Origin of the sequence: Austwickia chelonae NBRC 105200 (genome assembly GCF_000298175.1) — a bacterium.
GTDB lineage: Bacteria > Actinomycetota > Actinomycetes > Actinomycetales > Dermatophilaceae > Austwickia > Austwickia chelonae.
In genome coordinates this window covers 1-12,523 of sequence record NZ_BAGZ01000027.1, presented here as the reverse complement: position 1 = coordinate 12,523, position 12,523 = coordinate 1, and the positions used below count along the sequence as shown (strand labels likewise).

At 66.5% G+C, this 12,523-nt stretch carries 10 protein-coding genes; 6 read left to right on the top strand and 4 right to left on the bottom strand.

Annotation, left to right across the window (positions count from 1 at the left end; genetic code table 11):
• Window positions 1–1,035, bottom strand: a 1,035-nt coding sequence (locus AUCHE_RS15290) for a HAMP domain-containing protein (protein WP_006504239.1), incomplete at its 3' end; no start/stop codon positions are given.
• Window positions 1,036–1,197: 162 nt separating this feature from the next.
• Between AUCHE_RS15290 and AUCHE_RS15285 the strand changes: the two genes are divergently transcribed.
• Window positions 1,198–2,247, top strand: a complete 1,050-nt coding sequence (locus AUCHE_RS15285) for an NAD(P)-dependent alcohol dehydrogenase (protein ID WP_040322931.1) — start codon at window positions 1,198–1,200, stop codon at window positions 2,245–2,247.
• Window positions 2,248–2,328: 81 nt separating this feature from the next.
• Here the strand turns inward: AUCHE_RS15285 and AUCHE_RS15280 are convergent, their stop codons facing one another.
• Window positions 2,329–3,693, bottom strand: coding sequence for an anaerobic C4-dicarboxylate transporter (locus tag AUCHE_RS15280; protein ID WP_006504237.1), 1,365 nt, complete (start codon window positions 3,691–3,693; stop codon window positions 2,329–2,331).
• A 130-nt stretch (window positions 3,694–3,823) separates the two neighbouring features.
• Between AUCHE_RS15280 and AUCHE_RS15275 the strand changes: the two genes are divergently transcribed.
• The 5 genes from AUCHE_RS15275 (at window position 3,824) to AUCHE_RS15255 (ending at window position 9,779) form a co-directional block, all read left to right on the top strand.
• Window positions 3,824–5,551 carry a sensor histidine kinase gene (locus AUCHE_RS15275; protein WP_006504236.1) on the top strand — a complete coding sequence of 576 codons (1,728 nt, stop codon included), beginning with the start codon at window positions 3,824–3,826 and terminating at the stop codon, window positions 5,549–5,551.
• Entirely contained in the window at window positions 5,548–6,369 is an 822-nt protein-coding gene (locus AUCHE_RS15270; RefSeq protein ID WP_006504235.1) for a response regulator, read from the top strand. The genes AUCHE_RS15275 and AUCHE_RS15270 overlap by 4 nt, the downstream gene beginning before the upstream one ends.
• Before the next feature lie 68 nt (window positions 6,370–6,437).
• A complete protein-coding gene (locus tag AUCHE_RS15265; RefSeq protein ID WP_006504234.1) occupies window positions 6,438–7,613 on the top strand; it encodes an SPFH domain-containing protein in 1,176 nt (391 codons plus the stop codon).
• Window positions 7,610–8,998, top strand: a complete 1,389-nt coding sequence (locus tag AUCHE_RS15260) for a PepSY domain-containing protein (protein WP_006504233.1) — start codon at window positions 7,610–7,612, stop codon at window positions 8,996–8,998. The genes AUCHE_RS15265 and AUCHE_RS15260 overlap by 4 nt, the downstream gene beginning before the upstream one ends.
• A gap of 124 nt (window positions 8,999–9,122) precedes the next feature.
• Window positions 9,123–9,779, top strand: coding sequence for an LON peptidase substrate-binding domain-containing protein (locus AUCHE_RS15255; RefSeq protein WP_006504232.1), 657 nt, complete (start codon window positions 9,123–9,125; stop codon window positions 9,777–9,779).
• A 56-nt stretch (window positions 9,780–9,835) separates the two neighbouring features.
• On the opposite strand, the gene AUCHE_RS15250 is transcribed toward AUCHE_RS15255, so the two are convergent.
• Window positions 9,836–10,732, bottom strand: a complete 897-nt coding sequence (locus AUCHE_RS15250; RefSeq protein ID WP_006504231.1) for a prephenate dehydratase — start codon at window positions 10,730–10,732, stop codon at window positions 9,836–9,838.
• Between the two features lie 6 nt (window positions 10,733–10,738).
• A partial coding sequence (locus AUCHE_RS15245; protein ID WP_006504230.1) for an LCP family protein occupies window positions 10,739–12,523 on the bottom strand: 1,785 nt, incomplete at its 5' end.

The following is a 12,523-nucleotide window of genomic DNA, read 5'->3' as shown; positions in this document are numbered from 1 at the left end:
ATTGCGGGAGACGTCCTCGGCGGAGTTGGTCACGATGGCGAGCTGGCTGGATGAGTGTTCCGCGCTGGAACCGACCTGGGAGGAGACTGCGGAGAGTTCCTCGGAGGCTGCGGCCACGGCCTGGGAGGCGTCGGCGACCTGGGAGACGATGCCCTGCATGGAGCGGCGGGTGCGTTCACCGGCCTGTGCCATGCGGCCGATCTCGTCGCCGCTGAGGATCTCCGGTTCGACGGTCAGGTCGCCGTCGCCCATCGCCTGCAGGGTGCGTTGCAGCGAAGCGACCGAGCGCAGGACCAGCCGTGAGGTCAGCCAGGCGACGACGGCGATACCGGCGATGCCGATCAGGATCGTGATGGCGCTGACGATCAGGGCGGTGACCCGGCTGTTCTCCTGGTCGTTCAGGGCGCGTTGTACCCGGTTGTCCGCTGTCTTCTGCATGTCTTCGCCGTCCTTGGCGACCTTGTCGAGGACGGCGTTCTCCTGGGTGATGACGATGTCGTCACCGGCGGCCACTCCGGCGGTGGTCCCGGACTTGTACTGGGCCACGGCCTTGTCGTCGAGGGCCATGTACTCGGAGAAGTCGTCGCCGATCTTCTTCCACAGGCGTCGGCCTTCTTCGGTGCGGGCTCCGATGTCGCCGTTGAGGATCTTCTTCACCGCTTCGGAGCGTCCGACGAATTCCTTGCGGTTCGTGGAGGTGGCGTCGACGGCTTTCGGCCCGCCGACGATGTGCGCGTCGAGGGCGTAGGCGTTCTGGTAGTTGTTGACATCGCTGATCTTCCACAGGACGTTGGTGACCTTCTCGTAGAGGTCCTTCGCCGTGGCGACCTCCTGGCTCGCGGCCTGCGCATTGCCGAGCGACCAGATGTTGACTCCGCCGAGGAGCAGCGCGGTGAGTACGCCGATGACCCCTACGGAGAGGATCTTGGCGCGGAGCGAGAGCCTGCTGAACCAGTTGTGTCCGGTGCCTCCGCCCCCGTCAGCGGAGGGAGAAGATAGCTGCTGACCGGGGAGAACGATCTTTTCTTGGGACATGGCCACCTACTCGGCTACTGCGGCTGGGTCGTCCCTTCAATCGGCGGATCTGCGTGTTCTTCAAGCGATTCGAGAGTGCCGCTTGTCGATTTTCGCTGCTGTCAACCACTTTCGCGGTCCGATAGGTCGCATTCACCCTTTCGGGCCCTTAATGTATGCGTCATGATGCATGTCGCCGCTTATGCCGCCCCCGCCGCCGGCGCCCCGCTGGAGAAGATCACCCTCACCCGCCGCGAAGTGCGCGCCACCGACGTCCAGATCGAGATCACCTACGCCGGCATCTGCCATTCCGACATCCACACCGTCCGCGACGAATGGGGCCCGCAGAGTTACCCGCTCGCTCCCGGCCACGAGATCGTCGGCACCGTCACCGCCGTGGGCTCCGACGTGGAGAAATTCACGGTCGGCGACATCGTCGGCGTCGGCTGCATGGTCGACTCCTGCCGCGAATGCGCTGCCTGCGAGGACGGATTGGAGCAGTACTGCCTGAACGGCAATATCGGCACCTACGGCAGCAAAGGCTACGACGGCGACATCACCCAGGGCGGCTATTCGACCCACATCGTCGTCGAGGAACGCTTCGTCGTCCGCATCCCCGAGGCCTTCCACGGCGACCGTCTCGCCGCGGCGACCCCGCTGCTGTGCGCCGGGATCACCCTGTTCAGCCCGCTGAAGCATTGGGGAGTCGGGCCGGGCACGAAGGTCGCCGTCATCGGGATGGGCGGCCTGGGCCACGTCGGCGTGAAGATCGCCGCCGCGATGGGCGCCGAGGTCACCGTCCTCTCACACAGCCTGGCGAAGAAGGACGACGGGCTGCGTTTCGGTGCGAAACACTATGTCTCGACGACAGACCGGGACGCCATGAAGGCCCTGCGCGGCAGCTTCGACCTGATCATCAACACCGTCTCGGTGAACTTACCGATGGACGACTACCTGGCCCTGCTGCGCTACGACGGCACCCTCGTCGAGCTGGGCGCACCCAGCAAACCGCTCGAGGTCGCCGGTTTCTCGCTGATCGTCGCCCGCAAGTCACTGGCCGGTTCCTGTATCGGCGGGATGCCCGAGACCCAGGAGATGCTGGACTTCTGCGCCGAACACGACATCGTCTGCGAGATCGAACAGATCGCCGCCGACTACATCAACGAAGCCTACGAACGGGTCGTGAACTCCGACGTGCGCTACCGCTTCGTCATCGACGCAAAGACCTTCTGACACGCAGATCAACGCGACGGGGGTGGGTGGTACCGGAGATCCGGTACCACCCGCCCCCGTCGTGCCGGACGGCGAAGGAACTCAGCCCAGGAACAACCGGGCCAACGCCGTCCCCACCAAGACGCTCGTGATCACGCAGATGAACCCCGGGATCATGAAGCTGTGGTTGAGGATGTACTTCCCGATCCGGGTCGTGCCCGTCCGGTCGAAACCGATGCAGGCCACATCGCTGGGATAGGTCGGGAGGAAGAAGTAACCGTAGGAAGCGCCGAAGAAACCGACCATCATGACCGGGTCGACCCCGATCTTCAACCCGATCGGAGCCATCGCCACCAAGGCCGCCGCCTGGCTGTTCACCAATTTGCTGACCAGGAAGAGAGCCACCGCGAAGCTCCAGGGCTGCTCCTTGACCATGTCGGTCAACACCGCCTGCAGACCCACGATGTGCGCGCCGAAGAAGGTCTCCGCCATCCAGGCCACACCGAACACCGAGAAGATCGCCACCATCCCGGCCTTGAAGACACCGGTGTTCGGGATGTCGACCGACTTCACCTTGCAGAGGATCAGGATCAACGCGCCGGCCAACAACATCAGGATCTGAATGGTCAACGTCATCGACAACGGCTGCAGTTTGCCCTTCGCGTCCAAGAAGGACGGCCGCAAACCGGAGAAAGCACCCAGGAGGACGGTCACCGCGATCGCACCGAAGAAGATCCACGTCGCCCAATACGCCGTCCGAGGCAGTTCCTTGTCCAACAAGGTCGACTCGTCGTTCCGACCGTAGATGTAGGCACGTTTCTCCGGATCGGCGATCTTCTCCTGGAACTCCGGATCGTCGTCGAGATCCTTACCCCGGCGCATACTCCACAACGCCGCCAGGATCACACCCAGCAAAGAAGCCGGGATCGACACCGACAGGATCTGCAGGATCGAGAAATGCGGACCGCCAGGCACCGTGCCCAGGATCGCCGCCAAGGAGACCGTCGCCACCGACACCGGGGAAGCCGTGATCCCCACCTGCGCGGCCACGGAGGACACCGCCATCGGCCGCTCCGGGCGGATGTTCTTCTCCAGGGCGATGTCCTCGATGATCGGGAACATCGTGTACACCACGTGGCCGGTGCCGCACAGCAGCGTCAGGAACCAGGTGGTCAACGGCGCCAACACCGTGATCTGCGTGGGATGCGCCCGCAAGAGCTTCTCCGCCGAACGCATCATGACGTCCAACCCGCCGGCGGCCTGGAGCACCGAAGCACACCCGATCACCGCCAGGATCGTCATCATCACGTCCACAGGCGGATGACCAGGCTTCAACTGGAAGCCGAAAACAAGAATGAGTAAACCGAATCCACTGATGAGGCCCAGTCCCATACCGCCGTACTTGGTGCCCACCAACAGACACGCGATGACGATTCCGAGCTGGAGCCCGATGATCAAGGCGTCCATGTGTTCAGCCTGAGGTCCTCACCTCCTCGCGAACACGGTTTCGTACATTCTGTTCGTGAACCCTGGGCCTAAGTCCCCTCGAGAAAGCCCAGCTACCGGCGATGAAAATCCCCCGGAAAGGAGAGAGACCTTGTCCACGGCACCTCGGAAAAACCCATTTCCGAACAAAACCGATCCCGAGAACCGCGCCTCCTACCGGCACCCCCGCAGCTGGGCCCTGGGCACCCACGTCCTCCTAGTACAGGCCGTCGTCGTCGCCACCACCGTCCTCGTCGGACTCGCCTCGTCCTACCTGCAAGCCACCGGCGACGCCCACCGCACCGCGACCGTACGCACCCTCGGGATCGCCCGCATCATCGCCACCTCCCCGGAAGTCCACGCCGCCCTCGGCGAGAACGACCCCTCACCCCGCATCCAAGACCTCGCCGAACGCTGGCGCGCCGCCACCGGCTGCGACTTCATCGTCGTGATGACCCCCGAAGGACGACGACTCTCCCACCCCGACACCACCCGCATCGGCAAGGAATACCTCGGACACCGGGACGAAGCCCTCGCCGGACGGTCCTTCACCGAGGAATACACCGGCACGCTCGGCGCCTCCCTCCGCTCGATCGTCCCCATCCGCGCCGACTCGACCAGCGACGGCCCCGTCGTCGCCCTCGTCTCCGTCGGCATCGCCAAAGTGTCCGTCGCCGACGACATCCGCCACGAACTGCCCACCATCCTCGGCGGAGCCCTCCTGATCGCCACCCTCGGCGGAGCCGGATCACACCTGATCGCCCACCGGGTACGCCGGGAAACCCACGGCATGAGCAGCCGCCAACTCCGCGAACTGTACGAGTACTACGACGCCGTCCTGCACGCCGTCCGCGAAGGAGTGATCCTCGTGCACACCGACGGCACCCTGCGCATCGCCAACGACGAAGCCGTCCGCCTCCTCGGACTGACCGAGGACGCCGTCGGCACCCCGGTCGACGCCCTCGGCCTGGACGTCGACCTCACCGAAGCCCTCACCGGCGCCCGGCCCTGCACCGACACCGTGTTCACCGCGATGGGCCGACCCGTCGTCGTCAACGCCGCCGCCGCCCACCACCAGGGCGAAGCCCTCGGCATCGTCGCGACCCTCCGCGACCGCACCCAACTGGAAATGCTGACCGGCGAACTCGACTCCACCCGTTCGCTGCGCGACGCCCTGCACGCCCAAGCCCACGAATCCGCGAACCGGCTGCACACCGTCGTCTCCCTGGTCGAACTCGGCCGCAGCGAGGAAGCCGTCCGATTCGCCCTCGGCGAACTGGCCACCACCGAACTGCTCAGCCACGCCCTGGTCGGCACCCTCGAGGAGCCGGCGCTGCGCGCGCTGATCCTGAGCAAGACGGCCGAGGCCGCGGAACGGGGAGTGGAGTTGACCGTGGAGGAGACGACCCATCTGGCGGCCGGTCTGCTGCCGGCCAGGGATCTGGTCACGGTGGCGGGCAATCTGATCGACAATGCGATCGATGCGGCCTGTCCGGGGCCCGGCCGTGCCGAGGACGACCGGGGGCATGTGACCTTCGCCGCGTGGGTCGAGGACGGTTGTTGTGTCATCGAGGTCGCCGACGACGGGCCGGGTATCCCGACGGCGGACGTGTCGAAGGTTTTCCGCCGGGGATGGTCGACGAAGGAGCCACGGGACGGGGAATTCCCTGCGGCGGGAAGGGGCCTGGGGTTGGCCCTGGTGGGTGACGTGGTGGCCCGGTGGTCCGGCCGGGTGGAGGTCGGTGACCCGCCGGGTGCCGTGGTGACGGTGCATCTGCCGGTGGTCTCGTCCGGGCAGGACGACGAGGCAGACGTCATGGCCCGGGAGGTGGCCGGATGACCTCCGTCGTGGTGCCCGCCGGGGAGATGTTGCAGGTCCTCGTGGTGGAGGACGAGCCGGTCGCGGCGGTGGCCCATGCGTCCTATGTGCGACGGGTGCCGGGTTTCGTGGTGGCCGGGGTGGCGCGGACGGGCCAGGAGGCCTTGTCGACCTTACGATCGGCGCAGATCGACCTGGTGTTGCTGGACCTGCACCTGCCGGATATGCACGGGCTGTCGATCGTCCGGGCGATGCGGGCCGCGGGCGTCCCGACCGATGTCCTGGCGGTGACCTCGGCCCGTGAGGTGGAGATGGTGCGGGCGGCGGTGTCCCTGGGCGTGGTCGGTTATCTGCTGAAACCGTTCGTCTTCGCCTCGTTGGCGGAGCGTCTTCAGGCCTATCGGGAGTACCGGTCGGTGACGACCGGGCAGGGGGTGAGCACCCAGGGTGAGGTCGATCAGCTGCTGGCCGGTCTGCACCAGCGGCGGGAGGCTTCGCTGCCGAAGGGGCTGGCCGAGGACATCTGGGGGCAGGTGGTGCACTTGGTGCGGGCGGCGGACCAGGGCCGGACGGCGGCGGACACGGCGCAGGCCTTGGGGGTGTCGCGGGTGACGGCGCGCCGCTATCTGGAGTATCTGGCGGACAGCGGATTGGCGGAACGTCGTACCCGCCCGACCGGAACCGGCCGTCCTGCAATCGAGTACCACTGGCGTGAAAGGCCTTCGACCTTGTCGAGGTCGGTGTCCCCGATCGGCGGCCCGACAACCCCGGCCAGCACGGCACCCAGCCCACCGATCGTCGAGCACGGTTTCCGACCATCACCCGGTCGGCACCGATAAGGCCCGACTACCATCGACCCTGTACGGGCGGGCCAGGATGCACGCCGGAAAACCCACGAGGAGCGGACATGGGCCTGTTCGACGGTATCCGTAACCAGTTGATCGACGTCATCGAATGGTTGGATTCCAGCCGGGACACCGTCGTCTGGCGTTATCCCCGCAATGACAACGAGATCAAGAACGGCGCCAAACTGACGGTCCGGGAATCACAGGCCGCGGTCTTCGTGAACGAAGGCCAGATCGCCGACGCCTTCGGCCCGGGCATGTACGAACTCACCACCCAGAACCTGCCGATCCTGTCGGACCTGAAGGGATGGAAGTACGGCTTCCAGTCGCCTTTCCGCGCCGAGGTCTACTTCGTGAACATGCGCCGGTTCACCGACCTGAAATGGGGCACCCAGAACCCGATCATCATGCGCGACCCCGACCTGGGGACGGTGCGGGTGCGGGCCTTCGGCGGTTACGCCCTCCAAGTGGTGGACCCGCCGAAACTCCTCCGCGAACTGGTGGGCACCGATCCGCACTTCCAGACGGACAAGGCCTCCGAGCACATCCGTCAGATGATCGTCGCCCGCCTGTCGAAAGCCTTGACCACCGCCGGGGTCGGCGTACTGGACCTGGCGACCAGGCAGTCCGAGATCGGCAACTCCGTGGCCGCGGTGCTCTCCGAGGACCTCAGCCCGTACGGCTTCAACATCCCGTCGTTCTTCATCGAGAACATCTCCGTGCCCAAGGAGGTCGAGGAGGCCCTGGACGCGCGCTCCCGGATGGGTGCCCTGGGCAATCTCGACAACTACATGAAGATGCAGACCGCCGACGCGATCGAGAAGGCCGCGGAGAACCCGTCCGGCACTGTGGGCGACGGCATGGGCATGGGCATGGGCGTCGGTATGGGCATGGGAATGGGGATGGGCATGGCCGGTGCGATGCAGCCTGGCACGCAGGGCGGGTCAGGAGCGGGCCAGGGGTCCGCCCCGCAGGACGCGCCGCCTCACAACACGGCCGCCCAAGGCGCTCCCCCAGCTGCGCCGCCGCCGCTCCCGCAGCCCGAACTGTGGTACGCCGGGGTGAACGGACAACAGCTGGGCCCGATGGACAAAACCCAACTGATGGGCGCACTGTCCTCCGGCCAGTACCCGCAGGACACCCTGGTCTGGAAGGCAGGCATGGCGGGATGGCTCCCGGCCCGCGATGTCGCCGACCTGCGTGATCCGATGCAGCCCCCTGCTCTCCCACCCCAGTGACGACGACACCGGCGGCGCACACCTACCCCTGTGAGGCCTGCGGCGCCCAGATCCAGTACCAGGCCGGAAGCGGCTCGATGCAGTGCTCGTACTGCGGCACCCCCCAAGAGGTCCCCACCGACGAGCACTACGACGGCAGCATCGACGAGCACGACTACGAGAAGTGGCTGAACTCCGCGGACAAGGCTCGCGGTTTCTCCGGGCCGCACACGGTGTCGTGCCCGCGGTGTGCAGCGACGACGACCACGGCCGACATCTCCCTGCCCTGCCCGTTCTGCAATGCGCCGATCGTCCTCGCCCAGGACCCGTCCGAACAGATCGTGCCCGAGGGCATCATCCCGTTCACCCTGTCGAAGGAACAAGCCGTCGATTCGGTCCGTGCCTGGGTGAAGTCCCGGTGGTTCGCCCCGAATGCCTTCAAGAAGGTCAATTCGGCGGACCGGATCAACGGCACCTACGTACCGCACTGGACGTACGACGCCGAGACGAGCAGCTCGTACACCGGTGAACGCGGCGACCACTACTACGTCACCGAGCATTACACCGACAGCGACGGCAAGTCGCAGACCCGGCAGGTGCGGCGCACCCATTGGACCTCGGTCTCGGGTCGGGTGTGGCGTGACTTCGACGACGTCCTCGTCATCGGCTGCCTGCAACTGTCGCCGAAACAGATCGAGAAGTTGTCCCCGTGGAAACTCGACGGGGCGCAACCCTTCCGTCAGGCCTACCTGGCGGGGTCACGGACCCTGCGTTACGACGTCGAACCCGAACAGGGTCTGGCCACGGCGAAGGACCGGATGGCCGGGGTGATCGCCGAGGACTGCCGGTCGGACATCGGCGGCGACGAGCAACGTCTCGCCTGGGTGAGGACCTCCTATTCGGAGGTGACCTTCAAGTTGATGCTCCTGCCGGTGTGGACGGCCGGGTACATCTACAACGGGCGCACCTACACGGTGTACATCAATGCCCACACCGGTGAGGTCATCGGTGACCGCCCGTACAGTTGGCGCAAGATCACCGCTGCCGTGGTGGCCGCGGTGCTGGTGCTCTGTCTGGCGTTCATGGCCTTCATGTCGAACCGGGGTTCCTCGTCGACGAAGCCTTCCCCCCGCAATTCGTACTACAGCTCGAAGTCCTGGCCGTCCGACAGGTCGAGCAGCTATTCCTCGTGGCGTTCGTCGTCCACCTGGTCGTACAGCTCGACGAGGATGCCGTCGGACAGCTGGTCGTACAGTGCCACCCGGAGGCCGTCACCGGGATGGTCGCCCGACCTGCGCGACCGCCCCGTCCGGCACGACCGTGAGGCAGCGGTGCCGGCTCCCGACCCCCGTCCGACGCTGCCGGGAACCACCCCTCGAGGAGCACTGCCCACCGCCGCGCCCTGACGTCCGTGGACGTCGTCCAGGCGCCCGTCGGACGCCCGGTCGCGGGAGGCCCGCGCACTTTTCGGAGCGGAGACTTCCCGCGTGCCCGCGACGGAATCCGTGACGGAGTCTTACGCTGGGGCCCATGTCCGCCCTGTCGCTCTTCCCGCTCGGGGCCGTCGTGGTTCCCGGTGAACGACTCAGTGTGCGAGTCACCGAGCGTCGCCATCTCGTGCTGCTACGGGATCTGCTCCGCAGCCGGGCCCGCGGGGACGGCTCGGAGTTCGGGGTGGTGGCTGTGCGATGGGGTCAGGACCACGGGGAGGAGATGCCCCTGTCGTTGCACCAGGTGGGATGTTCCGCCCGGATCCTGGATGTGCAGGAATCGGGGAATGCCTACCAGTTGCGGGCATTGGGGATGCAACGGTTCCGCCTGGACGGCTTCGACGAGGGTGCGCGCACCCCGTACCTGAAGGGTTATGTGACCTGGTTGACCGACCGGGTGCGTGACCCCGAACTGGTGTCGGTGCTGGCGCAGCGGCTGCGGGAGGCGGTCTCGGACTATCGGGACGACCTGGGGTTGGACGAGGTCGAGCTTCCGATGGAGTCGGCGGAGCTGTCCCATCTGGCGATGCGTCACGTGATGTTGGAACAGCACGACCGGCAACGTCTGTTGGAGGCGAGGGATGTCGATGCGCGGCTGCGCCTGGCCCTGCGGTTGACCCGGCGGGAGACGACGCTGCAGCGGGAGTTGGGGGCCTTCCCCGGCGCGTACAACCCGGCGACGCCGGTGGCGAACTGACCGCAGACGGCAGGGTGCCGACGGCAGGGTGCAGCCGTAGGCGCTCTGCCGGGAGGTCATCGGCTCCGGTCGACGACGGTGCCGGTCGATGCCCCGGACCTGCGGCGGTGGGCGTGCGCCGGATAAACCCCCAGCATCCGGAATTCGGTGGTGAAGAACCCCAGTTCGTCCAATGCCCGGCTCAGGGCCGGGTCCTCCGGATGGCCTTCGACCTCGACGAGGAACATCGTGGCGGCGAACTGGTCGCCGACCATGTAGCTCTCCAGCTTGGTCATGTTGATGCCATTCGTGGCGAAACCGCCCAGGGCCTTGTACAGCGCCGAGGGGATGTTACGGACCCGGAAGACGAAGCTCGTCATCGTCGGCCCCTGGAGTTCGTCCCGCCCGGGCAGGCGTCCCTCGCGGGCGAGGACCACGAACCGGGTCGTATTCGTGGGGTCGTCCTCGACGTCCCGGCGGAGCACGTCCAAGCCGTACAGTTCGGCGGCACCCCGCGGCGCGATCGACAGTTTCGTCGGGTCGCCCCAGTCCCGGACCTCTCGCGCCGAGCCCGCGGTATCTCCCGCGATCACCGGACGCAGGCCCCACTCGGCGATCAATCGACGGCACTGTCCCAGGGCGTGGATATGGCTGTGGACGGTGCGTGCGCCCTCGACGGTCGCGCCGGGAACTCCTAGGAGTTCGAACCGGATCCGCAGGAAATGTTCTCCGACGATGTGCAGGCCCGCCGTGGGCAGCAGGTTGTGGATGTCGGCGACCCGCCCGGCCAGGGAGTTGTCGATCGGGATCATGGCCAGGTCGGCGTCCCCGGAGGCCACCGCGTCCAAGGTCTCCTCGAAGCTGGCGCAGGGTGCCGCCTGCCCGCCGGGGTACATCTCCGTACAGGCCAGATGGCCGTTGCAGCCGGGTTCACCCTGGTAGACGATGCGCGTCCGGGCGGTGGTACTGGGCACGTTCACTCATTTCACGCAGGGGATGATGCCGCCGGTCAGCGCGGTCAGCGTACCGGGGGCGGTGTCTTCCTTCTTGTCGCCGCTGCCGACCGTACTCGGTGCGAGGGCCGTCGTCGACGGTGACGGCGCAGGTGCTCCCGGTTTGGGGGGTGCGGCCGGTGCGGCGGGTGTGCTGATCAGGCCCGTCGGGATCCGGAAACCGGCGCCCAGGATGACCTGCATCTGGGTCGATCCCAGCCCGGCTTTCTCGGCGACGGCCGCACCGTTGCCGATCAGGGTGGCGAGTTCGTTGGCTGCCGCGGCCTGGCCGGGCCCGTATTCGACGACCGTCTTGATCCGGACGGCCTGGGTGGTGGCCTCCCCTTTCAGGTAGCCCTTCCCGACGAGACCGGTCATCAGTTGCGCGGCCAGGCCGGTGGTGCCCGATCCGTTGGAGATGGAGACGGTCGGTTTGGGGGCGCTGCTCGTCGGCGCGGAGGTCGCTGCCGCGGTGGGTTTCTTCCCGGTGTCCAGCAGCTGTTTGATGGTGGCCTGGATGACCGGGAGGTCGACCTTGTTGGAGGCACCGCCGTACTTGTCGGTGAAGAAGCCCTGGACGGGCAGCGTGTAGAAGACGACCTTGCCTTCGGTGACCTGGGTGGCCTTGCCCAACAGGTCCATGACGTTGAGCCCGCTGTCCACGGCGATATTCCGTTTGGCGACGTCGATGAGTCCGCTGAGTTTGCTCGGATTGGCGAAGGTGCCGGCCTGGCGCAGCTGGTAGGCCAGCGAGGCCATGAAGGCCTGTTGGCGGCGTTCCCGGTCGAGGTCGGTGAAATCACCGGTCCGGGTGAGTTCGTCGCGACGCTGGCGGACGAAGGCGATGGACTGTTCGGCGTCGATCTCCTGTTTGCCGGCTTTGAAGTCGGCGCCGGAGTACCGGTCCTTGGTGTCATGTCTCAGGCAGACCTGCACGGGCTGCACCACCTGGGCGATCTCGTAGAAGGCGACCATGGTCACCTCGACGAAGTGGTGGATGCGCAGGCCGTTGCCGAGGAAGGCCTCGACGGTCTTGATCTCCTGTTTGCGACCGGCTTCGCGTGCCTCGGTGTGTTTCTCCTCGTCGGACATCTTCGACGTCTTCAGCTCGGCGGTGCGCCCTTCGAAGGCCACGTCGTAGGCTTCCTTGATCTTCCCGTCACATTTCTTGTACGGGCATCCGGGGAAGTCGACGAAGTTGTCGCGGGGTATCTGGATGATGGAGGCGGGCCGTCCGTCGGCCGGGATGTGCATCAGCATCAACACATTGGTGTTCATGCCGCCGATGGTGGAGTTCCCGGTGTGCATCGCGTCGTAGATGTCCTTGGACAGTGGTTGGCCTTTGAGGTTCAGGCGGCTGTCCAGGCCCATGATCAGGATGTTCGTGTCGGTGCTGAGTCCTTTTTCACCGGGGTGGAGTTCCTCGATGGCCTTAGACCTGTTGATCCCCTGGTCGAGGCGCACGTATTGGAATCCGAGATATCCCACGAGGGTGATGACCAGCAGCAGGGCTGTGCCGCCGACCCAGCTCAGGGCGCGGACGAGCGGTCGTCTCTTCTTCTTCGGTGTCGCGGGGGGTTCGGGGTCGGCCGGGACGGTGTTTTCTTCCGGTTCCGCGGCGATTCGGGGCGGTCGGGGTCCGACGGGTGCCGGGGCTTCTTCGACGTATTCCGGGGGTTCTTCGGCTGCTGTCCGTGCCGGCCGGGCCGGGGCGGCTTTCGCTGTGCGCGCGGCCGCTGCGGTCTTCGCGGCGCCGGCGAGCGGGCCGGCCGC

Excerpts from the sequence above, each read along its gene's own strand:
- AUCHE_RS15255 (WP_006504232.1), top strand. The coding sequence starts at position 9,123 with ATGTCCGCCCTGTCGCTCTTCCCGCTCGGGGCCGTCGTGGTTCCCGGT.
- AUCHE_RS15285 (WP_040322931.1), top strand. The coding sequence starts at position 1,198 with ATGATGCATGTCGCCGCTTATGCCGCCCCCGCCGCCGGCGCCCCGCTG.
- AUCHE_RS15280 (WP_006504237.1), bottom strand. The coding sequence starts at position 3,693 with ATGGACGCCTTGATCATCGGGCTCCAGCTCGGAATCGTCATCGCGTGT.
- AUCHE_RS15270 (WP_006504235.1), top strand. The coding sequence starts at position 5,548 with ATGACCTCCGTCGTGGTGCCCGCCGGGGAGATGTTGCAGGTCCTCGTG.
- AUCHE_RS15265 (WP_006504234.1), top strand. The coding sequence starts at position 6,438 with ATGGGCCTGTTCGACGGTATCCGTAACCAGTTGATCGACGTCATCGAA.